Here is a 26,135-nt window from a genome sequence, read left to right on the forward strand (position 1 = left end):
AGATTTTGGCGGCTCTTTTTGTTTGGAGGAAAATCTCAGATTCAAACGCCCTATTCCATCGTACGCATCCACGCATGTCCGAATTGCAGCATCCAGATTGTTTCTTCCGGCCCGCGCGCGATATCAATTCCAACATCGATCCCGAGTTTGCGGGCAATCTTGTACCGCACGCCAACACCATATGTGTGCACCGGCCCTGAATCGTCAAAGATACGCGAATTCCCGGCAACGCTTGTCCCGTACCCCGCAAAGGCAACCCCTGCCCAACGGTCGTCAAAATCCTTACGGAGCTGAATTTCGGTACTGGACGCGCGCTCGCCAGCGTAACGCCCCCACGAGATTCCACGCAAACTGATCTGCGGAGCCATGTTGAACGGAGTATCGCCATTGCTCCAGTCATAGCGGGTCATTGCGCCGATACTCCAACCATTGTCGCCAAGCTTCTGAAAGCCGTGGAGCGCAACCATTCCGAGGTCAAAGTCGGCGTCACTTCCTATTGCGCCGTCAAACAAATCGTACCGCATAACCGCATCAATGCCCTGTAGCGGCGTTACGCTGTTATCGCGGGTGTCATAGGTTCCCATCAAACCAAGCGCGGAATACCGTTTCTCGACGGCGAACTCTTCGAGGATGCCCCCCAGCCTTCCTTCGGCATCAAGGCTGATCGTACTCGCCTGATAGCGGAAGCGAGGGCCGACGTACCACGGTGTCTCGCCTACTTGCATGCGCAGGTGCCCGAACACACCACCTGTAACATTGTTATACTCAATAGAGCGCGAGCTTCCGAACGGATACACTGGCAGATGAAGGTCCGCGCCTCCTATCCCAACCGTGTATTTTACCCGCCCGTCCCGAAAAGCGCCCGTCTGCATGGCACCGCCGCCAAACGAATTATTGCCCGTAATAAATGCGCCAACCATCGTACGTCGCACATTCTTGGTTGTTGGATCACCTTGAACAAACTGCCCAACAATACCGATCCCCTTATCTACGGCAGGTTCCGTAATGATGACCGGCATCGGAACGAAACCACCGCGCGCGAGAAAGGCGCTGACATCAAACATATTGTCTTCTGGATCGATGAATTGCTCGGTAAAGGAATTCGCATGTGCTGGAAAAATGGAAAGCGCGCACGATCCTGCCATGGCGAACGCCGCCGCCATTTTCCTCAATGAACAGGTCGAGGCATCGAAAATCATGCAAAACCTATGGCTGGTCTAAATAAGTCCAGCATAGGTTGGGACAAGCGTCAAAACTAGAGAAACTTCTAGTCTTCACCCTGCGCTTCGGAGCGGCTCTTACCGGCAACATCCATCGCAAGCGTAGCTGCCATAAAGCCGTCGAGGTCACCGTCGAGCACGCCTTTTGTGTCGGATGTCTCGTGATTGGTGCGCAGGTCTTTGACCATCTGATACGGCTGGAGAACATAGCTGCGGATCTGGTTGCCCCAGCCCGCATCGCCTTTGTTTTCGTGGGCCTCGTTGATGGCGGCGTTCCGTTTATCGAGCTCCATTTGATAGAGCCGCGATTTCAGTGCCTTCATCGCGATATCACGGTTCTGGTGCTGCGATTTCTCGGAGCTTGTGACCACAATGCCGGTGGGCGCGTGGGTGATCCGAACGGCGGAGTCGGTGGTGTTCACGTGCTGCCCGCCCGCGCCGGAACTGCGGTAGGTATCAATGCGGATATCGGCGGGGTTCACTTCGATCTCGATGTTGTCATCCACCACCGGATAGACCCAGACAGAACAGAATGACGTATGCCGCTTGGCTGCCGAGTCAAAGGGCGAAATCCGAACAAGGCGGTGTACGCCACTCTCGGACTTCAGCCAGCCATAGGCGTTCGGCCCGCTGATCTTGTAGGCGGCGGATTTGATGCCCGCCTCATCGCCAGCGCTCTCGCTCTGAAGCTCGACCGTATAGCCTTTTTTCTCTGCCCAACGCACATACATCCGCGCGAGCATTGAGGCCCAGTCACAGCTCTCTGTGCCGCCAGCACCGGAATTGATCTCAAGGAAAGTATCGTTGCCGTCGGCCTCTCCATCCAGCAGGGCTTCAAGCTCTTTTTCTGCGGCGGTTTTCTCGAGCGCGAGGATTGCCTCCTCCGCATCCGCAACAACCTCGGCGTCCTCTTCCATCTCGCCCAATTCGATCATCTCGATATTATCGGCAAGGTCCTGTTTGATGGACTTATAGGTGTCCATCGCATCCACGAGCATCTGGCGTTCGCGCATAAGTTTCTGCGCTTTGGCCGGATCATTCCAAAGTTCGGGGTCTTCGGTGCGGGCGTTGAATTCCTCAAGGCGGTGTTCCGCCGTTTCCCAGCCCAGTCGTTGCTTGAGAAGGTCGAGCGATTTCTCAATCGCAGTTACGGAATTTTGCACTTCGGCCCGCATCGGATGTCCTTTGGATCAGGGGTTCGCCGAGTGTGATAGCAAGCCCCAAACCCGCGAACAAGGGCAAAGCATCGCCCTCGTTCCTACTGCTCCATTGTTAAGGCTGGTCTAGTATTCGCCGCCGCTGGTGATCGTGCCGAAGGTGGCCTTGTCTCCAAAAGTTACGGTCTCGCCTGTTGAGGTTTTTTCAACGCGGGTATCTTCAACATCCCCAACCTCTTCGAACAGAGGAAGATCGCTCGCCATCGCAAAGCCACCATCATAGGTCACACCAAAGAGTGGCTCTTCGCCATTGCGGAAATACTCGGCCACAACATTCGGACCGGACGCATCATTTCCAAGACGCGCACCGGTGTAACGGTCGATCTTGATAAAGTGACCACCGGGCGGAATGTCAAAGCTGCCGCCCCCGAATTTCTTGGTCGCTTCCTTCATGAACTGGTTGAATACGGGGCCACAGAGCGTGCCGCCATAACCACCAGGCGCGAGGCTGCGCGGACGGTCGTGACCGATGTAGCACCCTGCCACGATGTTGCTGGTGAACCCAACAAACCACGCATCTTTACTGTCATTCGTCGTCCCTGTTTTACCCGCAACCGGCACGCCAAGGTCGATGCGCCCTGCGGCGGTCCCGCGCTGCACAACGCCCTGCATCATCGAGGTAAGCTGATAGGCTGTCACAGGGTCCATCACCCGTTCGCGTCCGGTATGGATTGCGGGCGCAACACCTGGCTCAAGGCTTGCCACCTGACATTCCAGACAATCGCGCTGATCGTGGCGGTAAACTGTTTTACCCCAACGGTCCTGCACGCGATCAACCAGCGTTGGCTCAACACGCTCGCCACCATTGGCAAACATCGCATAGGCCGCAACCATCTTGAACAGGGTTGTTTCCTCTGCACCAAGGGAGTTTGACAGGAAGGTGTTCATATTGTCGTAAACGCCAAACCGCTCGGCATAGCGCGCAATGGTGTCCATACCGACCTCTTGTGCAAGTCGGATGGTCATCAGGTTCCGCGATTGTTCGATCCCTGTCCGAAGCGGCGTTGGGCCGTAGAATTTGTTGCTGGAGTTTTTCGGACGCCAGACCCCTGCCCCCGTATCAATCTCGATCGGAGCGTCAATAATGATCGTTGCAGGGGAATATCCGCTGTCCAGCGCCGCCGCATACACGAAAGGCTTGAAGGACGAACCGGGCTGGCGCGTCGCTTGGGTTGCACGGTTAAACACCGAGTTCTGATAAGAGAACCCACCCTGCATCGCGATTACACGGCCCGTGTTAACATCCATCGCCATAAAGGCGCCCTGCACTTCTGGCACCTGTCGCAGCGTCCAGCGGATGAAACTGCCGTCATCATCACTGGTCATCGCGCGGACATAGACAACATCGCCCACATCAACCAAATCAGCAGCCTTGCGCGCCTTACCCGAAAGCGAACCGTCCTCGCGACGCTTGCGCGCCCATGTCACGTCTTTCGCGGGAATCCAGTGACCGTCTTCGTCATTTTCGACGCCTTCGATGCCAATGCGCGCGCTGGTGTCGCCAGTTTCCAGAACAACAGCAACATGCCAACCTTCGACATCCCGCGCGAGTTCTGTTTCGGCAAGAGCCGCGCGCCACGTGGCTTCATCGGCCATTTGCTCTTCGGTCAGTTTTATACCTGTGCCGCGCCAAACCCCGCGAGACCGGTCATAATCCTCAAGACCTTTTTGAAGCGCCTTCGCGGCCTCGACTTGAAGATCCTGATCCACAGTCGCCCGAACGGTCAGCCCGCCGGTAAAGAATTCGTCCTCGCCGAAATCGCGACTCAACTGGCGGCGGATCTCGTCAGAGAAATAATCCCGCGGTGGCAGGTTGGATTTGAAGCTGTCGTATTCACCGTTTTGAACAGTGCGCAGCGGCTCTGCCATGGCCTTTTCGTACTCAGCCTCGGTCAGATACCCGTTGTCATACATCTCGCTCAAAACATAAGCGCGCCGTGCCATGGCCCGATCAAGCTGGCGTACGGGGTGATAATCGCTCGGCGCCTTTGGCAAGACCGCAAGATAAGCCGCCTCTTCAACCGTCAACTCAGAGAGCGTCTTGTTGAAGTACGTCAGCGCGGCCGCAGCTACGCCATAAGAGTTCTGACCAAGGAAGATTTCGTTCAGATAAATCTCGAGAATGTGATCGCGCGAGAGCGTCGTGACCATACGGTTACTCAGGATAATCTCCTGAATCTTCCGTTCAATGGTTCGTCCGCCATGAAGGAAGCTGATCTTGGCAACCTGCTGTGGAATCGTTGAGGCCCCGCGAAGCCGCTCGCCCTTGGTTTGAATAGCCTCGACAATCACAGCAGCAATGCCGCGAACGTCGTAGCCTTTATGGGTGTAGAAATTCTTGTCTTCCGCCGAGATGAAAGCCTGTTTTACCACATCCGGAATCTCTTCAATCGGCGCGTAAATCCTGCGTTCCTTGGCGAATTCGTCCATAATCAGCCCTTCGCCCGAGTAAACGCGGCTGATTGTGTCGGGGCGATATTGCGTCAAAGTCTCTGTATTGGGCAGGTCTCGAGAGAACATCCAAAAGATGCCCCCGATCGTCAGACCGGCCATAACGATCCCAAGCACAAGGAAGCTAAAGATACCGCCGAAAAAGTTTAGAATAGCCCGTAGCACTGGTGGCCCCCAAAAGAATTACACTTCTCTATATATACCCAGTGCAGGAGGGTCAAAAGCCTTTCGGCAGATTGCCGCCACCTCAGATATTGGCGCTTGCACGGCCGGTGGAAACAGGTCACCTAGACCTATGCGACCAGAAGATATTCTAGATACCTATGAGACCCACGGCCCTGCCTATGCCGCACGGCGCAACAAAACCCTGTTTGAGCGCCGCTGGCTGGATCGTTTTCTGGCCCATGCGCCGGGACGCGACATCCTTGATGTTGGCTGCGGCGGCGGCTTGCCTATTGCCCGCTATATCCGTGAGCGGAACCGCGAGGTCACCGGTGTTGATGGCGCGGCGAGCATGGTGACGCTGTTTGCAGAGAATGTTCCGGGTGCGACCGTCCACCACGCCGATATGCGCGGGCTGGACCTTGGCAAAGAATTTGATGGGCTCATCGCGTGGAACAGCTTCTTTCATCTTAGCGTTGAAGACCAGCGCGCTATGTTCCCTGTCTTTGCCGCACATGCCGCGCCCGGCGCGCCTCTTTTGGTAACCACTGGCCCAAGTGCCGGCGAAGCAATCGGCGAAGTCGAAGGCGCACCAATTTATCATGCGTCCCTCAATCCCGAAGACTATCATAAGCTCTTTGACGAGGCTGGGTTTGACGTTGTTGATTTCGTTCCCGAAGACCCTGATTGCGCGGGGCATTCGGTATGGTTGGCACGGCGGCGCAAAGGTTAAGCGCCACCGCTCTATCTGGTTACTGGCGCAGCAGTTGCGCCTGCGCCGCATCTTTCACCCGCCATGCATTGAGCGCCGCGAGTATGCCGCGCTGCGCTTTTTCGCGCCACTTGGGGTTTTGAATGTCGGCAAGGTCGTTCGGGTTTGACAAAAAGCCAAGCTCGACCAGAACCGATGGAATATCCGGCGCCTTCAGAACTGAGAAACCCGCTTCAAGTCGCGGTTTCTTATACATTTTTCCGAGTTCGTCCTTCAACGAGATCACAAGTTCATCCGCAAGACTATCTGAACGCGGCGCTGTTTCCATTCTGGCAAGGTCCATCAAAACTGTGGCAATGTCATCGCCTTGATCCGACAGATCAACACCCGCCAAAAGGTCCGCGCGATCGTGGCGTTCGGCAAGCTTCTGCGAGGCCAAATCGCTGGCTTTCTCCGATAGGGTATAGATCGTCGCCCCCGTCGCCCGCCCCTCGGCGAGCGCGTCCGCGTGGATCGAAATGAATACATCCGCCTTGGCCGCCCGCGCAACAGTGACCCGCGTTTCCAAGGGCACAAACACATCGTCTTCACGCGTCAGTACAACCTGATAGCCGCCATCGCGCAGTAGCATCTCCTTAAGCTCGCGCGCAAAAAGCAACATCAGATCAGATTCCCGCACGGGCGCCTCTTTGGTTCCGGCCTCTGCCCCCGGATCAATACCGCCATGCCCCGGATCAAGCACGATAATCAGATCACGCTCGCCCGTTTGCCGCCGCACTGGCGCGTTCAGCCCCTCAACACCTTTGCGCGTGTAGGTCGCCCCTTCGGGCGCGCCAGAAGCCGCGCGAAACGCCTCCTCACTTGCGGGAACAAGCGCAACGGTAAATTGACTCTCGCGGTTGTCGCCGATGGTCATTCCAGCTTCATCCACTACAAAGGGTGCCGCCAAATCAACCACCATCCGTGACCAGCCAGCCTTGAACGCACCAAGCCGTACGGCCTCTGCGTTATTTCCTGTGATCACCGTATCCGCATCAATGCCGCGCCAATCCACCTCGTTGAAATCCACCACGAGGCGCATTGGGTCCGCCAGCGTGAACACCCGATAAGGCACCGGCTGGCTTAGGGTCAACGAAACCGAGAGTCCCGCGCCAGTGTCCGTCACTTTTGCGGTTTCGGGCTCGACCGTGGCCAGCGCGTTAAAATCCTGTGCACTGCCCGCTGTTGCGGCGAAAGACGCCCAAAGCGCAACGATAACCCCTGCAAATCGCCTCATGCGCCGACCTCGTGATCGGGGAAGCGTTTTGCCATATACGCCGCAAGCCGCTTGATCCCTTCGGCCATATCTGCCGTGGACCGCGCATAGGAAAAGCGAAGCCACTGCCCACCGCGCCCTGCATCAAAATCAAGGCCCGGTGTCACCGCAACGCCTGCGTCGTCAAGGATTTCAGAAGCGAATGCGAGGCTGTCGTCGGTATACTCAGATACATCCGCGTAAATATAAAATGCTCCATCAGGCGGCGCGATACGGGTAAATCCGGCCTTTGGCAGCTCTTCAAGCATCAGAGCGCGATTGGCCTTGTAAACTTCAAGATTTGCCTCTGTTTCTTCCTCGCAAGACAGTGCGCCAAGAGCCGCGACCTGTGCGGCATGCGGCGCACAGATGAACATGTTCTGCGCCAGTCGCTCGACTGTACGCACATGATCTTCGGGGACCACCATCCAGCCGATGCGCCATCCTGTCATCGAAAAATACTTGGAGAAGGAATTGATCACATAGACATCATCGGAAATCTCAAGCGCTGAAATCGCGCGGCCTTCGTATTGAATGCCGTGGTAAATCTCGTCGGAGATAAACTTGGTTCCATTGGCGTCGCAGGCTTGGATCAAATCGGCCAGCGCGTCACGCGAGAGCATTGTTCCGCTCGGGTTGGCGGGGCTGGCGACGATCAAACCATCAAGGTTCTGTCCTTCAAGATCGCTCGGCACCGGCTGGAACCGATGTGCGGCTGCGGTTTCGATCCCCACGTCTTGCAAGCTGAGCGCGCGCAAGATCTGGCGGTAAGACGGATAGCCCGGCAAGCCAAGGCCCACACGGTCCTTCGCATCAAACAGCGCCGTAAACGCCAAAAGAAAAGCCGCCGAAGACCCCGCAGTCACCACAATCCGCTCTGGCGAAATCGTCAGCCCGTACCAGCGTTGGTACAGGTCCGCGATGCCACGTCGCAATTCCGGCAGGCCAAGCGCGACCGTATAGCCAAGCGCCCCCTCTTCCATCGCGGACGCCAATGCCGCGCGCGCACCCACAGGCGCTGGCGTGCTGGGCTGGCCGACTTCCATATGGATGATATGCCGCCCGCTGGCCTCTGCCTTGGCGGCGGCTTCCATCACATCCATAACAATAAAGGGATCAACCTGTGAACGCCTTGAAACCTGCATCAAATCTTTCCTATGCTCCCAACCTAGGGCTTTGTCCCAGTAGAGAAAGAAAAGGTCAATGCAGACACGCAGGCAATCCCCGTTTCGACGCGCAATTCTCGTGCTGTGCTGGCTATTGCTGGTGCCTCAAACCCTGTTTGCACAGGGGATTATCCGCGATCCCGATATCGAACACGCCCTTGGCAAACTTGCCGAACCGGTACTCAGCGCGGCAGGGCTCAATCCAGGGCGCGTCAAGATCATCATGATCAATGATTCCTCGATGAACGCCTTTGTGATTGATCGGCGCCACATTTTTATTCACACGGGCATGATCCTCAAAATGAAACGCGCCGCCGAACTTCAAGGCGTGATTGCCCACGAAGCCGCCCATATTGCCAACGGCCATATCACCCGCCGCGCCGTGAACGCTGGCGGCGCAAGTAGCCTTGCAAAGCTTGGCCTGCTGCTCGGTGCTGCTGCGGCGGCGGCTTCTGGTCGTGGGGATGTTGGGCTTGCGGTTGCGGCGGGAACGGCGGGCTCTGCGCGGCGGGGTCTGCTTGGGCATACCCGCGCCGAAGAAGCCAGCGCCGACCAAGCCAGCTTCCGCTATATGGCGCGCGCGGGCATTGACCCGAACGGCATTATTGATGTGTTAGATATTTTCGCAGGGCAAGAGAGCCTCGCGCTCAACCGTCAAGATGCCTATGCCCGCAGCCACCCGCTCAGCCGTGACCGCTTGCGCGCGGCCAAAGGGTTTGCCGCCGCCTATGAAGGCAAGACCAAACCACAGGCAGAAGCGGACTATTGGTTCACCCGCGCGAAAATCAAACTTGAAGCCTTTGTGCGCAATCCGAAATCCGTTCTGCGCAAGGCCAAAAACGGCGACACTTCGGAACTGGCACAATTGCGCCGCGCCATCGGATATCATCGCCTTGCCCAAGGAGACAAAGCAGCAGCGGCGATCAACGAGGTTGTCGCCATGCGCCCGAATGACCCCTATTATCAGGAACTGCGCGCCCAAATTCTCTATGAATCCCGCCAATACAGCGCCGCAACCAATGCCTATGCCAAGGCCGTATCTCTCGCGCCGCGCAATGCGCTGATCCTCGCTGGATATGGCCGCTCGCTCTTGGCGCTCGACACGCGCGAAAGCAACAAAAAGGCGCTGGACGTGCTTGTCAAAGCTGCAGGACGCGATGCCAATGACCCGCGCATGCTCCGTGATCTGGCCGTGGCCTACGCCAAAAACGGCAACAACGGCATGGCTTCTTTGGTAACAGCAGAACGCTATGCCCTGCTCGGGCGGTTTGACGACGCAGCCCTCCATGCGAACCGCGCGCTTGGCCAGCTACCTGGCGGTTCCGCTGGATCGCGCAAGGCGCAAGACATCGTCTTTATTGCGAAAAACGCCCCGAGAAAGGGCCGCAAACGTTAGGACAAGCTATTCCGCGGCTTCGCTCGCGGCCTTCTCGGCCTCGATTGCGGCAGCTTTGGCTTCGACCTGCTCGACGATGTGGTCAATCATCTGGTCGTTGCTCATCTTGTGGCTCTGTTTGCCCGCAAGATAGACCATTCCGCTTCCGGCTCCACCGCCGGTAAAGCCCACATCCGTCATCAGCGCTTCGCCCGGCCCGTTGACCACACACCCGATAATCGACAGGCTCAAGCTGGTGGAAATATGCGCCAGACGGTCCTCGAGCTTTTCAACGGTTTTGATCACGTCAAACCCCTGCCGCGCGCAGGATGGGCAGGAAATGATCGTTACGCCACGATGGCGCAGCCCGAGTGATTTCAGGATTTCATATCCCACCTTAACCTCTTCGACGGGATCCGCCGAAAGGCTCACGCGCATTGTGTCACCAATCCCCATCCAAAGGAGATTGCCAAGGCCGATGGACGATTTGATCGTCCCCGCCATAAGCCCGCCCGCCTCGGTAATTCCAAGGTGGATCGGCGCGTCTGTTTCCTCTGCCAGCGCTTGATAGGCCGCCGCAGACAGGAACACATCGCTGGCTTTGACCGAGATTTTGAACTCGTGAAAATCGTTGTCCTGTAGCAGTTTGATATGATCAAGACCGCTTTCCACCATCGCCTCTGGGCATGGTTCGGCGTATTTATCAAGCAGGTGCTTCTCAAGGCTACCCGCATTCACGCCGATACGGATCGAGCAACCGTGGTCCTTTGCGGCCTGCACCACTTCGCGCACGCGCTTTGCGTCCCCGATGTTACCCGGATTGATCCGCAAGCAAGCCGCACCGGCTTCGGCAGCCTCAATCGCGCGTTTGTAGTGAAAATGAATGTCGGCCACGATCGGCACGGGGCTTTCCGCCACGATTTCCTTGAGCGCGCGCGTACTTTCCGCATCTGGTGTCGAAACCCGAACAATATCCGCACCCGCATCCGCACAGGCCAGAACCTGTTTGATCGTGGCGCTGGCGTCTGTCGTCAGCGTGTTGGTCATGGTCTGGACCGAAATCGGTGCATCGCCTCCAACGGCGACATTCCCCACCATAATCTGGCGCGACTTGCGCCGGTGAATATTACGCCAAGGTCTGATGTGATTGAGCGACATCCGGTCTCTCCGAAGTAAGGTCCGTTGAGGGATAGATAGGGTTTCATGCGCGCGGGGGCAACATGGATTTCAAGAGAGGCTGACTTCGGCTAACGTCTCTTCCTTCACCTGATCAAAGCCTCTCGCCGCCTACCCCTAGCTTTGAACATAGGCATCGACTTCGATCTCAACCAACCATTCGGGATTAACGAACCTGTTGATGGCCATGATGGTATCAACGGGTCGCGCGTCGAGACAATATTCCTTCCGCGCTTCAATCGCATTTTTCCAATTGTCGATGTCGGTCAAAATAACGCGTGTGCGCACGATGTCATGCAATCCAGATCCCGCGTCTTCGAGCGCGGCTTTGATGATTTCAAAGCATTGCTTGGTCTGGGCGCGCACATCCCCGACGCCAACAGTTTTGCCATCGCTGTCAACTGGGGCCGTGCCACCCACCGCAATAAAAGGGCCAACCCGAACCGCGCGGCTAAACCCGACGATCTTTTCCATGGGGTTGCCATTCGAAATCAATTTGCGTTCAGCTGGCATTCGGCCATCCTCTCATTGCTTTGAAAGAAAACAGCCTAGCACACCTCTCACTCACAACCGCTTGCTAAATGCAAAAAAAGGCGCCGTGAAAAACAGCGCCTTGCATGAGATAGCCAGCTTTGCTTTCTATTCTTCGGGCAAATCCGCCTGCGCGACGACCGCCATATGAGCGGCAAGGTCGGTGTCTTTGGTGAGATCGGCGACTGTGTAGCTCTCGCTCAGGGCCGCATCAGACAGCGCCACCTCGGACACAACCTGTCCTGGGTCACCCGCTGGGCCATAGGTTTCACCGTTTACGCCAAAATAGACAGCGCCCGAATTACCGGCCCGCAAAGTTGGAGCTTCTTCGGTCTGTGGCACGACGAACTCTTCGCCGGCATCAAGAATTTTCTCGAAAATGACGGTGCCGTCGGCAGCGCTGATCCGGACCCACGCAGGGCGCACAGCAAAGACTTTCAGCTCTGGTGCGGCACTGGCCACAACCTGCACATCAGACATTGGCTCTTCGAGGGATGTGGCACCGGCTTCTGCAACTTGCGTAGACGGGCGTTCGTATCCGGCGAAAGGGTCAATCGTTGCAATCGGTCCATCGCGTGCCACGAGAACGGGAACTTCAAGAGCTTCGGGGCGATAGAGACGATCGAGCGCCTCGGCCGAAATGCCCCCCTTTTCTTGTGGAAGGACATCAGCCGCAAATTCTGTGCTTGTTGCGAGGTCATCAAATCCGCTCGCGTCGGCCACAGGGGCAAATTGCACGCGCTGGATTTGTTGCAAAACAGTGTAGCCGCCGTAGCCGACACCCGAGATCAGAGCGAGCAGAACGGCAACAGAGCCAATCGCGCTTGGCTGTACCTTCGACAACAGCGCCTCACCGCGCGGCACGAAACTTACATTCGGCTCGATAAACGGATCACGCTTGTCTGACGTTGTTTTTCGGCTGCGCTCTGGTTTGGCAGTGGCTTTGCTGCCAGCGGCCATGCCATGCACATTCTCGAAGTTGGATTCGGCGCAAAACTGGCGATACGTCTCATCTGGGTCCATGCCCAGATAGCGCGCATAAGAGCGAACGTAACCAGCGATAAAACCGGCAGTTTCAAAGGCGTGAGGATCGGCGTTTTCGATGGCGGCAATATAGGTGGCCTTGACTTTAAGCTCGCGCTGAACATCCAATAGGCTTTTGCCCATGGTCGCCCGCTCACCCCGCATGATATCGCCCAAGCGAATTTCATAGGAGTCAAAACCTTGCGGCCTTTCCTCCTCGACTGGTTGCGGAGATATAATGCGCCTAATCATAGCACTGCCCCGAGTTTCACTATTGCCCCCAATAGCTGGTTCAAAATCGGGTCGATTCGCCTGTGACCCTGACTTAGCCAGCTTCTTAGGACAACTCTAACATAGTGCAAACGATTCTGCACCAAAGATGATGTTAACCAGCGAGTTCGGCACGATTAAGCGCACAATGTGACCAAAGATCGTCCAAACCATGCACAAGTGCATCCATTTCACGCGGTCCGTGAACGGGCGACGGCGTAAAGCGGAGCCGCTCTGTGCCGCGCGGAACGGTTGGGAAATTAATTGGTTGCACATAGATCCCGTGATCTTCCAGCAGACGATCCGAGATCATCTTGCATTTCACAGGGTTGCCCACGTGCACAGGAACAATGTGGCTTCCGTGATCGATAATCGGCAGGCCAAGCCCCTTGAGGCGGGTCTTGAGGATGCGCGCCTGTGTCTGGTGCGCCTCGCGCAGGGCCTGATCGGTTTTCAGATGCCGAACCGAGGCCGCCGCCCCTGCCGCAATCGTCGGTGCGAGCGACGTGGTAAAGATGAAACCGGGTGCATAGGAGCGGATTGCGTCACAGAGCTTGGCGTCCGCAGCAATATACCCGCCCATTACGCCATAGGCTTTGGCAAGCGTGCCGTTGATGATGTCGATACGGCCCATCAACCCGTCGCGCTCGGCAACACCGGCGCCGCGTGGACCATACATACCCACGGCATGCACTTCGTCGATATAGGTAAGCGCATTGAATTCATCGGCAAGATCAAGGATTTGCTCAATCGGGCCAAAGTCACCGTCCATCGAATAAACCGATTCAAACGCGATGAGTTTCGGCGCATCAGACGGATCCGCTTCAAGCAACTCACGCAGATGTTCAACGTCATTGTGACGGAAAATCCGCTTCGCGCCACCGTTGCGGCGCACGCCCTCGATCATCGACGCATGGTTGAGCGCATCGGAATAGATAATCAGACCAGGGAAGAGCTTTGGCAGCGTCGAAAGCGTCGCGTCATTGGCGATATAGGCGCTGGTGAACAGGAGCGCGCCCTCTTTCTGGTGAAGATCGGCAAGCTCGGCCTCAAGGCGTTTGTGATACACCGTTGTGCCAGAGATGTTGCGTGTGCCGCCAGAGCCCGCGCCGGTTGCATCAATCGCTTCATGCATCGCCTCAAGAACAACCGGATGCTGCCCCATGCCAAGGTAATCATTGCCGCACCACACGGTAATATTCTGCTCCTGCCCATCCGGACGAGTCCAGACAGCGTGCGGAAACGCGCCGTTCTTGCGTTCAATGTCGATGAATGTGCGGTAGCGCCCTTCTTCGTGCAGATTGTTCAACGCGAGGTCGATCTTTGCTTTATAGTCCAAGGCGCTCTCCAAACTGCCTAGTGAACACACGCGCGTGTGCATTCTTCGGTTTCTGCTCTTCCTACGAAAGAACCTGTTCACAAGCTACGTTACAAAATGACGCGACCTGTATCAATTGCTTGAGGCGATATTTATGGAATCATTCTAGCTATGACTTTGAGGTAAATCAAAGCGCGTGATTTCCGCTGCCGCGGAGCTATATATCGATTTTTTCGCGAGCGGGAACCGGCCTTTTGCGCAACGTTACGGCAAGTCGGCTTGCGCCTGCCTATGGCAATGATACGGTACAACAACCGTAGACCATACACCGCAGTCCATCCAACGCTCGAAAACGCGGGTGGATTTCAGCGGTAAACCATCAAAAACACACGGATATTATATGACACTCGCGCCCGTCCTAGACCAGATTGACCAAGACCTCGACACAGCCACCGAACGGCTGTTCGACCTGCTGCGCATCCCCTCGATCTCCACCGATCCGGCCTATAAAGAAGACTGCGATAAGGCCGCGGATTGGCTGGTCAATGAGCTATCAGACCTCGGATTTGAGGCCAGCAAGCGCCCAACCCCCGGCCATCCGATGGTGGTTGCCCATGGCGAAGGCCCAGATGACGCGCCACATGTGCTGTTTTACGGTCACTACGACGTGCAACCGGTTGATCCGCTCGAGCTTTGGGACAACCCGCCGTTTGAACCCGCGCTTGAGGACACGCCAAAAGGCAAAGTCCTACGCGGACGCGGCACATCCGATGACAAGGGCCAGTTGATGACCTTCGTCGAAGCCTGCCGCGCGTGGCTCAAGGTTCACGGAAAACTGCCGGTCAAGGTCTCTTTCTTTTTTGAAGGCGAAGAAGAAAGCGGCTCCCCTTCTCTTGTGCCCTTCATGCAAGAGAACGCTGCCGAGTTGAAAACCGATATCGCGCTCATCTGTGACACTGGATTGTTTGGCGAAGAAACCCCGGCGATTGTCACCCGTCTGCGCGGCCTTCTGGGCGAGGAAATCACCATCCACGGCCCAAGCAAAGACCTGCATTCCGGCATGTATGGGGGTATTTCAATCAACCCGACGCGCGTTTTGGCCAAAATCATTGCCGATCTGCACGATGAAACAGGTCGCATTCAGGTGCCGCATTTCTATGACGATGTGGCCGAGCTTCCGGATGACATCAAAGCGCAATGGGACGCGCTCGGCTTTGATGCCTCGCAATTCCTTGGCGAAGTTGGCCTTTCGGTTCCTGCAGGGGAACAAGACCGCACACCGCTTGAAATGATCTGGTCGCGTCCGACTTGCGAAGTGAACGGCATTGAGGCGGGCTATACGGGCGACGGGTTCAAAACCGTGCTCCCCGCACAAGCCACCGCCAAGATCAGCTTCCGCCTTGTCAGCGGCCAAGACCCGTTCGCCATCCGCGAAAACTTCCGCGCTTTCGTGGAAAGCCGCCTGCCCGAAGATTGCACGGTGACGTACAAACCACACGGCGCCTCTCCTGCAGGTGAAATGGTAACATCAAATCCGGCATTCAAAGCGGCGCAAAAAGCGCTATCTGATGAGTGGCCCCGCCCTGCGGCATTCGTTGGCTGCGGTGGCTCAATCCCGATTGCTGGGCATTTCAAAACCATCCTCGACATGGACGCAATGCTTATCGGTTTCGGCAAAGACGATGACCAGCTTCACTCCCCGAACGAGAAATACGATCTGGAATGCTTCCACAAAGGCATCCGGAGCTGGGCACGCGTTTTGGCCGAACTGGCCTAATGCGCCATCGCTAAAACCTACCATCAAGGGCGTCACTACGGCGCCCTTTTTTGATGAGATTGCTCCGCACCGTGTTTGCAGACCTCCATCGTCGAAAAGTATCGCAATTTATGCTATTCTCTTAGCTTGGAAGTGGGAGGGTACATGATGACTAAAACAGCATTAATAACTGGCGCTTCAAGTGGAATTGGCCGCGGAACCGCGATTAAACTTGCCTCGGAAGGCTGGAACATACTCGCACACGGACGACGGGAAGACGCCCTAAAAGAAACGCTCGATCTGGTTAAAGACGCGGGGGGCAGCGGCAGCTATTTCACCGCAGAGATGGGCGATATGAATGATGTTGCCGCGCTTGCAGAATGGGCAACTCAAAGCGGAAAGCTGGATGCACTGGTTCATTGCGCCGCAAAATTCACCTATGGATTGGTTTCGACGGATCGCTTTGAAGATTGGGACAACTCTATTGATCAAGTGCTGCGTGCAACAATCCGGATAACGGCGCATGTCCTACCCGTGATCAAAGCCACAGAGGGCGCGATTGTTTATATATGCGGCCCGACGTCATGGCTTGGGTGGAAAAACCACTCGATCCACTGTTCTCTGCGCCATGCGCAGGTCGGATTTGCCAAAGCCCTGTTTGAAGAGGTCCGCGAGGACGGGGTGCGTGTAACGCTGGTTCACCCTGGATTTGTCAATACGCCAGCCGTGAACGACAAGGGCAAAGACCGCTCCAAGATGATTCAGCTTGAGGACATATCACACATGATCTCGACGGCGATCGCGCTCCCCAACACGACCTGTGTCACGGAATTCACACTCCGCCCACAACGGACGCCCTACGTCTAGCCAGCACGCTTACTTTACTCTTCTCCGAGATCAGTAAATCTCCGTCAAACCCGATGGCTTCATTGAGGGTAATACAATCACGTCCGCCCCATGAACAGCGCGATCCTGAAGATCGATAACGTCCTGATTTAGCATACGAATACAGCCCGAAGACACGGCCTTTCCCAACTCCCACGGGTCCGCGTCGCCGTGTATGCGATAGAGCGTATCCACCCCATTTTGAAACAGATACAAAGCCCGCGCACCGAGCGGATTTCCGGGCCCCGGGTCCATACCGCCATTTGCAACCGAGTAAGGTTCGTATTCCGGCTGTCGCTCAATCATCGCTTCGGGCACATTCCACCGCGGCCATTCGCGCCAGAACTGCAGCCTCGCCTTCCCCTGCCAATCAAATCCCGCCGCCCCGACACTCACGCCATAGCGAATGGCGCGGTCATCGGATTCGATGAAATAAAGCTGTGCTGCATCCGGATCGATAATAATGGTTCCGCGCGGATGCTTGCCCCACGGGTTATCGACTTCCTGACGCCAATACTCCGGCGCCAATGATCCTTCTTCAACCGCCGGTATCGGAAACGGCTCATCCGTTATGGCCCCATAAAACTCGGGAAGTGGAGGATACACGGGCGCGACAGGTTCGACCGGCGTGGTGATGGCTGCCTCTGGCTGGGTACAAGCAGCAAGGCCTGACACCGCGCCAAGGGCGATGAATTTTCGACGTGATAGCACTGGGTATGTCCATGTTTTCGTTACAGAAGTGACGCTGCTGCGTTGTACGGGTTACGAAAACCGTGGAGGGTCTCGCGGCGGTGCATGCGCGAGGCTCGCTCCACGCCAAACATCCCTAAAATGCGCGCCATATACTGGCTCTGGCGTCGAGAACGTCACCGAAATTTCTCGCACCATGATGTCCGGGCCACACGGCGAGCCAGGTAGGGTCGCGATGCGGCATTGCTTCTTGGCGGAAACGAAGGCGGTTGGCTGAATTGCATCCGCATACTCAGATACCGCAGCGTGCTGCGCCGACGAATACGTCGCACCATATGCCCCCCAAGGAAGGAGAAGCACAGCAAGGATCGTAAACAGGCAACTTCGAAGAACGCTCATACCATGCGTTTACGCGCGCCCCAACGGAATGACAATTGCACGCGCCTCGTGACGGTGCGGCGCAAGCGGAGTCTCACAGGCTTGTGAAGGATTTGCCGCTTTCTAAGCCGTTTGACTGTTTTTGAAGCAGCCCCCGAAGCAATGTTTATGACTTCGCTCACGCGTTTCTCGCGCCACGATTTGCCTCCACCGCACACAGCTCACAGAATTTCACGCGAAAGCGTGCGGCCTATGCTAAGCAAGACAAACTCCTATTCGACAGAGGCTTATTTAAAGCAGGCATAGCATGAGCATTAACAAGTGGATCGTTCTCTTACGCGGCATCAATGTTGGCGGGCACAACAAACTGCCGATGAAACCGCTCTGCGCCGCAATGGCCAAAAGCGGGTTTCACGACCCGAAAAGCTATATCCAAAGCGGCAACCTCACCTTCTCCACGCATGAAGAAAGCGCGGCATATGTAACATCGCGACTTGCCACGCTGATCGAAACGGAATTCGAACTCACGCCCGAGATCCTGATCCTCACTGTGGCAGAGCTTCAATCCACCCGCGCCGCCTGCCCCTTCTCAACGGATGTGGACCCGAAGACCCTGCATTTCCTCTTCCTCGCTGCTGAGCCCCCTGCCCCTGACCTCGCCAAGATCGAAAGTTTGCGCGCAGAGGATGAGCAATTCGCAATCATCGACCGTTGTGCTTATTTGCTTGCGCCATCTGGCATTGGCCGGTCCAAGCTGATGGCCGCTGCGGAGCGTTTGTTCGGTGTGCCCACCACCGCCCGCAACCTGCGCAGCGTCGAGGCGATCCTTGCCCTTGCCGCCGCATAACAGCCACCTCACCCATAGGAAATCACTGGAAACCATCAACAACATCCCGTAAGACACGCGCAATAAATCCGAGGATCAGATGAGCGATACCATAATTTCCCGCTGCGAAGCTCAGGGCCTGCGCCTAACGGACCAACGCCGTGTAATTGCTGGCGTGCTCGAAGAGTCCGAAGACCACCCCGACGTAGAAGAGCTTTATGCCCGCGCTGTGGCGCTTGATCCTAAAATCTCGATTGCCACGGTCTATCGCACCGTGAAGCTGTTTGAAGAGTCCGGTATCCTCGCCAAGCACGAATTCGGCGATGGCCGCGCGCGCTACGAAACCGCCGACCGTGACCATCACGACCATCTTATTGATATGAACTCCGGCGAAGTCATCGAATTCGTCGACGAGGAAATCGAGGCGCTTCAGGAAAAGATCGCCGAGAAACTCGGTTACAAACTCAAGGGCCACCGGCTCGAACTCTATGGCGTTCCGCTGCGCAAACCTTGAGCTGCGAACTGTCGCAATACTGTTAACGCTAACGGCTATTATTTGCTGTGCCAACGGCGCCGAGATTGACCTTACTGCACCGCCTGCGTAAAAGGCCCTCGGCCCCTCTTAGATATTTGTTCAAAAGGACGACCAACATGACCACAATCATCGACATTTTCGCCCGCGAGATTCTCGACAGCCGCGGCAACCCGACCGTCGAAGTCGATGTGACGCTAGAGGATGGCTCCATGGGCCGCGCTGCCGTACCTTCGGGCGCATCAACCGGCGCATACGAAGCCGTTGAAATGCGCGACGGAGACAAATCCCGCTACCTCGGCAAAGGCGTACAAAACGCTGTGGCCGCAGTGAATGGCGAGATTGCCGAAGCCCTCGTCGGTTGGGACGCAACAGAGCAAGAAGCCATCGACGCCGCGATGATCGAACTTGACGGCACCCCGAACAAAGGCCGCCTCGGCGCAAACGCAATCCTTGGCGTTTCACTCGCCGTGGCCAAAGCTGCTGCCGACGCAACTGGCCAGCCGCTCTTCCGTTATGTCGGTGGTACATCCGCAAAAGTTCTGCCTGTTCCGATGATGAACATCATCAACGGCGGCGAGCATGCCGATAACCCGATCGATATCCAAGAATTCATGATCATGCCGGTTTCCGCCGCGAACATTCGCGAAGCGATCCGCATGGGCGCCGAAGTGTTCCACACACTCAAGAAAGAGCTCTCCGCTGCGGGCCACAACACCGGTATCGGCGATGAAGGCGGCTTTGCGCCAAACCTCTCCTCGACCCGTGATGCGCTGGATTTCGTGCTGAAAGCGATTGAAAAGGCTGGATATGTTCCGGGTCAGGATATCTACCTCGCGCTCGATTGCGCGGCTTCCGAGTACTACAAGGATGGCAAATACGAGATGAAAGGCGAAGGCAAATCGCTCACATCCGCAGAAAACGTCGCTTACCTCGCAGCACTCTGCAACGACTACCCGATCATCTCGATCGAAGATGGCTGCGACGAGGATGACTGGGACGGCTGGAAGCTGCTGAACGAAACACTCGGCGATTCCGTACAGCTTGTGGGCGACGATCTCTTCGTGACCAACCCTACCCGCCTTGCGATGGGCATCGAGAAAGGCTCCGCCAACTCCATGCTCGTGAAAGTGAACCAGATCGGCACACTCTCCGAAACGCTCAAGGCCGTTGATATGGCCCACCGCGCGCGCATGACGAACGTGATGTCCCACCGCTCCGGCGAAACAGAGGACTCCACAATCGCAGACCTCGCCGTCGCCACAAACTGCGGCCAAATCAAAACAGGCTCGCTCTCTCGTTCGGACCGTCTGGCGAAATACAACCAGCTGATCCGCATCGAAGAAGTGCTCGGCGAGAGCGCCGTTTACGCAGGCAAATCGATCCTGAAAAACTGATCGAATAGATCATCCCAAAACAGTAAAGCCCTCGCTCTCGCGGGGGCTTTTCCTTTTAATAACAGCTTGTTGGCGTAGTAAACTACTGCTGCCTAAAAGTTGAATCCAAGCGCTGCATAGGGGCCGCTCAAGGTCAGATCCATCACGAGGCCCTTGTCGTCCAGATCGACGAAGAGGTGACGATACCCCGCAGCGAGCGACAGATGGTCTGTGATATTCCAATCGATCTGCGCGAGGGCTTCCCACTGCTTTTCGGTTGTTCCGCCAAACCCACCGACATTCGCCATGCCGGACACTTCGAAATTGTCTCCGATAGGCGCTTCGAACCGTAACCCAACGAGCGGATCGACCCATTCGCGGTTTGCCTCAGCACGGAATCTTAAGACGCGCGTCTCTAGCTTCACATCCCAAAATCGCAATGCGCCCATCGCTTCAAGCCGCAGCGCTGGTGAATTATAGAAGGCATACCCCGCGCCAACCGTTGTCATGGTGCCGCCTAGGCCCCATTCGGCAAGCGCCCCAAAGCTTGTTTTTGCGACGTCATTCGACATGTCGAGGTAGATAAAATCGCCAACCAAGGACCACTCATCCTTGCGCGCTTCACCCGTAATCATGAAGGCACCGTCGAGAATATCAAGAAACGAGCCAGAGCCGTCCACTGGCGGGTTCGGGCCAATATCAAGATTGGAACTCAATGTCGGTAGCCAAAGGTATGGTGTCACTTCGAATTGCCAATCCGCGGCCATAGCCCCCACGGGTGCAAGTAAACCGGCACAGCCGGCAAGCAAAGTTGAAATTTGTCGGCTCATGCCTAATCCTTTATGATTTCACATCAATTTTTGGTTCAATTACGCCTTGCCTTCTATCAGCTTGTACCGCTCTGTGCCAATGCTCCTGTTGGCTCGCTGACTGTGCCGCCGCCGACTGGGGCGCGCACACCCGTTGTTCCAGGGCAGGATGTGGTCAGTCCCCGCGCAACACGTACTGCAAGGAAGCCAAAGGCCTGCGCCTCCAGCATATCCCCGTCAAAGCCCGCGTTCTCGATCGGAGCTACGGGGCAATCCATCAAAACCGACAACATTGCCATCAAGGTCGGGTTCTTGCGTCCACCTCCACACACCAAAACACCTGTGGGTGGGCTTGGGCAATGCTCAAGCCCCTTTGCCGCGCTCGCCGCAACCATCGCGGTAACCGTCGCCACTGCATCGGCATCTTCCATATGCCCAACCCAATCGGCAATGTCCGGAAAACTGTCTCGATCCAGCGACTTGGGCGGCATACGATAGAAATACGGCTCTTCCAGAAACTGCTCAACCAAGGCTTCGTCCACATCGCCATCTGCGGCCAGCGCGCCGTCTTTGTCCATGGACTCTCCGCGACGCGATAGCATCAAATCATTAATCGGTGCATTGGCTGGCCCTGTATCAAAGGCCAGCAATGCGCCCTCTTCGTCAGGCGTTGTAGCGCTTGGGTCCACCCATGTCATATTGCCAACCCCACCGAGATTGAGGAACACAACCGGCCCCTCGGCCTCCATGAACTTCGCGCAGGCAAAGTGGAAAAACGGCGCAAGCGGCGCGCCCTCTCCGCCCATTTCAACATCTGTGCTGCGGAAATCCCAAACAACGGGGCAATCCAGAACCTCGGCCAGCACCCGCCCGTTTCCGGCCTGATGGGTGCCGCGGCCGCGCGGATCATGGGCCAATGTCTGGCCGTGGAATCCGATCAACGCAGGGCGCTCAAACTGGCTCAAAAGCGTCGCGTGAACCGTTTCAATGACTTCTGCGGCTTCTTCAACCCGCGCATCACCTGGCCACAATCCGAGCGCGGCCGCGATCGGGGCTCGCTCTTCGCTGGAATAAGGATGATAGGCGCTTTCGCCGAATTCATAAATTCTCTCGCCGTCCGTCTGGATCGCTGCCGCATCCACACCGTCAAGCGAGGTGCCCGACATCGTTCCAATCGCCCAGACCGGTCCTGATTTCAACATCCACTTTCCCTTTTGCTATCGCCGCATTATACCCTGTGGCGTTAACCGTTAGAATGGACCAATTTACGATGACCTACCACCCAAAATCAGAGTTTATGCGTGTGATGATCGAACGCGGCTTTCTGGCCGACTGTACCGATTATCAAGCGCTCGACGAGGCGCTGATCGAAGGCATCGTACCGGCCTATATCGGGTTTGATGCCACGGCGAAATCCTTGCATGTGGGCAGCCTGATCCAAATCATGATGCTGCGCTGGCTTCAAAAGACCGGCCACAAACCGATTGTCCTGATGGGCGGCGGCACCACCAAAGTGGGCGATCCTTCGTTCCGCGCGGACGAACGCCCGCTGCTTGGCCCCGAACAAATTGACGAGAATATCGAAGGTATCAAGCAGGTCTTCTCCTCCTATGTCACCTTCGGCGACGGCAAAAATGACGCCGAAATGGTCAACAACGCCGAGTGGCTCGATGATCTCAACTACCTCGATTTCCTGCGCGACATTGGCCGCCACTTCTCTGTGAACCGGATGCTGGCCTTTGAAAGCGTGAAATCGCGGCTGGATCGCGAGCAATCTTTGAGCTTCCTTGAGTTCAACTACATGATCCTGCAAGCCTATGATTTCCTTGAGCTAAATCGCCGCTACGGATGTCTCCTCCAGATGGGTGGCAGCGACCAGTGGGGCAATATCGTGAATGGTATCGACCTTACCCGCCGCGTGCTCGACAATCAGATTTTCGGCCTTACCTCGCCCCTGCTCACAACCAGCGATGGCAAGAAGATGGGCAAATCCCAAGACGGTGCGGTCTGGCTCAACCCCGACATGCGCAGCCCATATGAGTTCTGGCAGTTCTGGCGCAACACGACCGACGCTGACGTGGGCCGCTTCCTGAAGCTCTACACTGAACTTCCGATTGAGGAATGCGAGCGCCTCGGCGCGCTTGAAGGCTCCGAAATCAACGACGCAAAAATCCGCCTCGCCAACGAGGTCACAACGCTGGCCCACGGTGCAGACGCCGCCGCAGCCGCCGAAGCAACGGCGCGTGAAGTCTTTGAAAAAGGCGGGATTGGCGCAGATCTTCCAACCTTCTCGCTCACTTCCGAAGAGCTTGGCGAGGGCATTTCCATCGTGCAGCTTCTGGTGAAATCGGGGCTTGTGAAGTCTGGCAAAGAGGCAAAACGGCTCATTGCAGAGAACGGCGCTAAGGTGAATGACGAATCCCTCACCACACCGGGCTTGATGATCGACGCCGATGCATTGGCTGAGCCGCTCAAGCTCTCAGCAGGTAAAAAACGCCACGCATTGGTTACGCTCGTCGGCTAATTTATAACTTAAAAACAAAACGAAACGCCCGCCATTTTGAGCGGGCGTTTTTTATTGAGGTGGCGCACAGCTAATGCCCCCGCATCACTTGCCTAACATCCATGTGCCATCCGGCCAGAACGCGTGAAACGCGAAAGCAAACATCACATCATGCGGCACATTCGCGCCACTCTCGGCGTCATAAACGCGGATCGTCCCCACATCCTTTGACGCGCCAATGTTTGCCTTGTCCAAAGCACTCGCTTGGCCAGAGGTCCAGTTGATGCGCACACCGTTTTCAATAATCTCGCCCGCTTTTGCCAATCGCTCCATTGGCCATGCCTGCGAACCAACCCGAACAACACGCATCAACGGTGGAATGTCATGGGGCGGGTTTTCACCGCGATAGAGGAATGGGCGTCGCGAGCTGTCGTAATTCTGATAGGGGTTCTGACCATAGGCCCGAGACCAGTTCGGCTCATCCATCACCAGCCCCTCGGGATTGCGCGCCGTATACTCGGCCCAGCTTTCCATCCACGCCGGCAGTTGAGTCAGCGTGTCGCCGGTATGCGCGCCCACAATCCCCTGCCCGACGGCCTGTTGCCACCAGCTTTCGGTCTCGCGGTCATACATCACCATGTCGGAATTGCGCAGCTTGCCCGAAACGCCAAACGTCCGAAGCTCGCCATTCACACGTCGATCAAACACGAGGCCAGAATTACAGAGCGGACAAAACGTCACCGCAACGGGTGTTCCGCCGATCTGATCGTTTACGATCTCATGCCACATCAAAAAACGGATCGGATAGGCACGCGGCTCCTGCCCTTTGATCTCAACCGTAATCACCGGCTCACGATCATGGATGCGGGTCTCGTCACTTGCGTTAAGGAAGCGCGGGTCGCTCAAAGCCGGTATTCCGTCTTTGGGCGGCCCGCCAGAGAGGATTTCGCCCCAATCAGAAACCGAAGTGTTGGTAAAATCCGTCTGGGGCCATTCTCGTTCCCATAGTCCAGGGTTCGACAATGCGACCTGTGGCATTAGCAACGCCACGGATGCCGTGAGTGAAAGCAACAGGGGTCTTAAGGGCATAATCCACCTCCAAGCGTAAGGTGGCAGCCTCTTTTCCGAGTTACCAGCCCATGTCACGCAGGAGTGACAGGCTGTTAACCGAATGAAATTTTGGGCTAATCTGGGATAGCGCGCCTAAACCTCGCAAAACTCAGCATAATCCAGCAGAAATTTTGGAAATTTGCGGGAATGGGGCGCAAAACCGCGTCTGCGCCCCAGTATTCTTATTCGACGACTGTAACCGACTTCATGAAGTCAGGATCACTTACCGCGCCGTTCGGGCCATCGCCCTTCTTGATTGAGTCAACAACATCCATGCCTTCAACCACATGGCCGACGACCGTATATTGCCCGTTCAGATGCGGGGCCGGTGCGAACATGATGAAGAACTGGCTGTTTGCGGAATCCGGATTTTGGGACCGCGCAACACCGACGATACCGCGCTGGAAATCCGCATCGGAAAACTCGGCCTTCACATCAGGAAGCTCGCTGCCACCCATACCGGCGCGGCGGGTGTCTCCGCCTGTTTTACCGAATTGAACGTCACCGGTCTGCGCCATGAAGCCGTCGATCACGCGGTGGAACACCACGTTGTCATAGGCGCCATCGTTGGCCAGCGTTGTGAAACGCTCCACATGGTTCGGCGCAAGATCAGGGCGCAGATCAATGACGATCGTCCCTTCGGTTTCGCCGCCCACTTCGATCACAAGGTTCGGGCCAGGGCCGTCTTCCATCGGGGTGGATTGTGCCTGTGCGGCGGAGTTCATGAACATCCATCCGCCCAGAACCCCTGCCCCAACGATCGACAGCGCCGAGATGATCAGCGTGTCGCTACGCATCTGCGGCCACCTTCATAGAGATCATGCGATCGGGGTTTGCCGGAGGCTCGCCCGCCTGAATCGCGTCCACATGCTCCATGCCCGACGTAACCTGACCGTAGACAGTGTACTGACCATTGAGGAAGTTGTTGTCGGTAAAGTTGATGAAGAACTGGCTGTTTGCGGAGTTTGGGTTTTGCGAACGCGCCGCGCCAAGCGAGCCACGGCTGTGTGGCACTTTGGAGAATTCAGCCGGAAGATCAGGCAAGTCAGAGCCACCTGTCCCTGCGCGGTGCAGGTTGAAGTTGTTTTCCATGTTGCCGTTGGCCACGTCGCCTGTTTGCGCCATGAAGCCCGGAATCACGCGGTGAAACGCAACATTGTCATATGCGCCAGCACGAGCAAGCTCCTTGATGCGCTCAACATGCTTGGGAGCAACATCCGGAAGTAGCTCGATCACGACTGTGCCGTCCTTGAGTTCAAGAAGCAGCGTGTTTTCGGGATCTTTGTAATCAGCCATTTTGGCCTCCTTTTTATCCAATCGGCCTGAACTTATGCGCCCTATGCCCAAAGGAAAAG

The 26,135-nt window shown here is 56.4% G+C and carries 24 protein-coding genes; 8 read left to right on the forward strand and 16 right to left on the reverse strand.

Annotated features, from left to right (window positions below; genetic code table 11):
• Positions 1–50: 50 nt before the first annotated feature.
• From OU789_RS07885 to OU789_RS07895, 3 genes are all read right to left on the reverse strand, one after another.
• A complete protein-coding gene (locus OU789_RS07885; RefSeq protein WP_274654837.1) occupies positions 51–1,145 on the reverse strand; it encodes a hypothetical protein in 1,095 nt (364 codons plus the stop codon).
• A 122-nt stretch (positions 1,146–1,267) separates the two neighbouring features.
• Positions 1,268–2,395 carry a peptide chain release factor 2 gene (prfB, locus tag OU789_RS07890; RefSeq protein WP_263952950.1) on the reverse strand — a complete coding sequence of 376 codons (1,128 nt, stop codon included), beginning with the start codon at positions 2,393–2,395 and terminating at the stop codon, positions 1,268–1,270.
• A gap of 108 nt (positions 2,396–2,503) precedes the next feature.
• Positions 2,504–5,053: a penicillin-binding protein 1A gene (locus tag OU789_RS07895; protein WP_274654839.1), complete on the reverse strand. Its 2,550-nt coding sequence runs from the start codon at positions 5,051–5,053 to the stop codon at positions 2,504–2,506.
• A gap of 130 nt (positions 5,054–5,183) precedes the next feature.
• On the opposite strand from OU789_RS07895, the gene OU789_RS07900 reads away from it, so the two are divergent.
• Positions 5,184–5,783 (forward strand): class I SAM-dependent methyltransferase, encoded by a 600-nt coding sequence (locus OU789_RS07900; protein ID WP_274654841.1) that lies wholly within the window; start codon positions 5,184–5,186, stop codon positions 5,781–5,783.
• Positions 5,784–5,802: 19 nt separating this feature from the next.
• On the opposite strand, the gene OU789_RS07905 is transcribed toward OU789_RS07900, so the two are convergent.
• Entirely contained in the window at positions 5,803–7,038 is a 1,236-nt protein-coding gene (locus OU789_RS07905; RefSeq protein WP_274654843.1) for an N-acetylmuramoyl-L-alanine amidase, read from the reverse strand.
• Positions 7,035–8,201, reverse strand: coding sequence for a pyridoxal phosphate-dependent aminotransferase (locus OU789_RS07910; protein WP_274654845.1), 1,167 nt, complete (start codon positions 8,199–8,201; stop codon positions 7,035–7,037). Before OU789_RS07910 ends, OU789_RS07905 begins: the two co-directional genes overlap by 4 nt.
• A 58-nt stretch (positions 8,202–8,259) precedes the next feature.
• Here OU789_RS07910 and OU789_RS07915 point away from each other — a divergent pair, with 58 nt between their 5' ends.
• The gene (locus OU789_RS07915; RefSeq protein WP_274654847.1) at positions 8,260–9,618 is read left to right on the forward strand and encodes a M48 family metalloprotease; all 1,359 of its coding nucleotides are present in this window, start codon (positions 8,260–8,262) and stop codon (positions 9,616–9,618) included.
• Between the two features lie 6 nt (positions 9,619–9,624).
• On the opposite strand, the gene ispG is transcribed toward OU789_RS07915, so the two are convergent.
• The 4 genes from ispG to hemA form a co-directional block, all read right to left on the reverse strand.
• Positions 9,625–10,755, reverse strand: coding sequence for a flavodoxin-dependent (E)-4-hydroxy-3-methylbut-2-enyl-diphosphate synthase (gene ispG / locus OU789_RS07920; protein WP_263952944.1), 1,131 nt, complete (start codon positions 10,753–10,755; stop codon positions 9,625–9,627).
• Between the two features lie 135 nt (positions 10,756–10,890).
• A complete protein-coding gene (locus OU789_RS07925) occupies positions 10,891–11,286 on the reverse strand; it encodes a RidA family protein (protein WP_274654849.1) in 396 nt (131 codons plus the stop codon).
• Between the two features lie 126 nt (positions 11,287–11,412).
• Entirely contained in the window at positions 11,413–12,579 is a 1,167-nt protein-coding gene (locus OU789_RS07930; RefSeq protein ID WP_446719169.1) for a helix-turn-helix domain-containing protein, read from the reverse strand.
• Positions 12,580–12,712: 133 nt separating this feature from the next.
• Positions 12,713–13,936: a 5-aminolevulinate synthase gene (gene hemA, locus OU789_RS07935; RefSeq protein ID WP_263952941.1), complete on the reverse strand. Its 1,224-nt coding sequence runs from the start codon at positions 13,934–13,936 to the stop codon at positions 12,713–12,715.
• 379 nt (positions 13,937–14,315) lie between these two features.
• Here hemA and OU789_RS07940 point away from each other — a divergent pair, with 379 nt between their 5' ends.
• Both OU789_RS07940 and OU789_RS07945 read left to right on the forward strand, forming a co-directional pair.
• The gene (locus OU789_RS07940; RefSeq protein ID WP_274654854.1) at positions 14,316–15,692 is read left to right on the forward strand and encodes a M20/M25/M40 family metallo-hydrolase; all 1,377 of its coding nucleotides are present in this window, start codon (positions 14,316–14,318) and stop codon (positions 15,690–15,692) included.
• A 144-nt stretch (positions 15,693–15,836) separates the two neighbouring features.
• The gene (locus tag OU789_RS07945) at positions 15,837–16,538 is read left to right on the forward strand and encodes an SDR family oxidoreductase (RefSeq protein WP_274654856.1); all 702 of its coding nucleotides are present in this window, start codon (positions 15,837–15,839) and stop codon (positions 16,536–16,538) included.
• Between the two features lie 30 nt (positions 16,539–16,568).
• Here the strand turns inward: OU789_RS07945 and OU789_RS07950 are convergent, their stop codons facing one another.
• Together OU789_RS07950 and OU789_RS07955 are read right to left on the reverse strand one after the other, a co-directional pair.
• Positions 16,569–17,267 carry a L,D-transpeptidase gene (locus OU789_RS07950; RefSeq protein ID WP_274654858.1) on the reverse strand — a complete coding sequence of 233 codons (699 nt, stop codon included), beginning with the start codon at positions 17,265–17,267 and terminating at the stop codon, positions 16,569–16,571.
• A gap of 51 nt (positions 17,268–17,318) precedes the next feature.
• Complete coding sequence (locus OU789_RS07955; RefSeq protein WP_274654860.1) at positions 17,319–17,645, reverse strand: hypothetical protein; 327 nt, start codon at positions 17,643–17,645, stop codon at positions 17,319–17,321.
• Positions 17,646–17,931: 286 nt separating this feature from the next.
• Here OU789_RS07955 and OU789_RS07960 point away from each other — a divergent pair, with 286 nt between their 5' ends.
• The 3 genes from OU789_RS07960 to eno all read left to right on the forward strand — a co-directional run bounded on the left by OU789_RS07960 (position 17,932) and on the right by eno (position 20,379).
• A complete protein-coding gene (locus tag OU789_RS07960; RefSeq protein ID WP_274654862.1) occupies positions 17,932–18,471 on the forward strand; it encodes a DUF1697 domain-containing protein in 540 nt (179 codons plus the stop codon).
• A 79-nt stretch (positions 18,472–18,550) separates the two neighbouring features.
• On the forward strand, positions 18,551–18,964 hold the full coding sequence (locus tag OU789_RS07965; protein ID WP_263952935.1) for a Fur family transcriptional regulator: 414 nt from the start codon (positions 18,551–18,553) through the stop codon (positions 18,962–18,964).
• Positions 18,965–19,101: 137 nt separating this feature from the next.
• Entirely contained in the window at positions 19,102–20,379 is a 1,278-nt protein-coding gene (gene eno / locus OU789_RS07970; RefSeq protein ID WP_263952934.1) for a phosphopyruvate hydratase, read from the forward strand.
• 92 nt (positions 20,380–20,471) lie between these two features.
• Here the strand turns inward: eno and OU789_RS07975 are convergent, their stop codons facing one another.
• Positions 20,472–21,188, reverse strand: coding sequence for a hypothetical protein (locus tag OU789_RS07975; RefSeq protein WP_274654864.1), 717 nt, complete (start codon positions 21,186–21,188; stop codon positions 20,472–20,474).
• A gap of 56 nt (positions 21,189–21,244) precedes the next feature.
• Positions 21,245–22,369: an anhydro-N-acetylmuramic acid kinase gene (locus OU789_RS07980; protein WP_274654866.1), complete on the reverse strand. Its 1,125-nt coding sequence runs from the start codon at positions 22,367–22,369 to the stop codon at positions 21,245–21,247.
• Positions 22,370–22,437: 68 nt separating this feature from the next.
• Between OU789_RS07980 and tyrS the strand changes: the two genes are divergently transcribed.
• The gene (tyrS, locus tag OU789_RS07985) at positions 22,438–23,691 is read left to right on the forward strand and encodes a tyrosine--tRNA ligase (RefSeq protein WP_274654868.1); all 1,254 of its coding nucleotides are present in this window, start codon (positions 22,438–22,440) and stop codon (positions 23,689–23,691) included.
• A gap of 84 nt (positions 23,692–23,775) precedes the next feature.
• Here the strand turns inward: tyrS and OU789_RS07990 are convergent, their stop codons facing one another.
• The 3 genes from OU789_RS07990 to OU789_RS08000 all read right to left on the reverse strand — a co-directional run bounded on the left by OU789_RS07990 (position 23,776) and on the right by OU789_RS08000 (position 26,076).
• Positions 23,776–24,759 (reverse strand): DUF3179 domain-containing protein, encoded by a 984-nt coding sequence (locus OU789_RS07990; protein ID WP_274654870.1) that lies wholly within the window; start codon positions 24,757–24,759, stop codon positions 23,776–23,778.
• Between the two features lie 203 nt (positions 24,760–24,962).
• The gene (locus OU789_RS07995) at positions 24,963–25,577 is read right to left on the reverse strand and encodes a peptidylprolyl isomerase (protein ID WP_274654872.1); all 615 of its coding nucleotides are present in this window, start codon (positions 25,575–25,577) and stop codon (positions 24,963–24,965) included.
• A complete protein-coding gene (locus OU789_RS08000; RefSeq protein ID WP_263952929.1) occupies positions 25,570–26,076 on the reverse strand; it encodes a peptidylprolyl isomerase in 507 nt (168 codons plus the stop codon). The genes OU789_RS07995 and OU789_RS08000 overlap by 8 nt, the downstream gene beginning before the upstream one ends.
• Positions 26,077–26,135 lie beyond the last annotated feature (59 nt).

This window comes from Halocynthiibacter sp. C4 (genome assembly GCF_028823805.1).
Taxonomy (GTDB): domain Bacteria; phylum Pseudomonadota; class Alphaproteobacteria; order Rhodobacterales; family Rhodobacteraceae; genus Falsihalocynthiibacter; species Falsihalocynthiibacter halioticoli.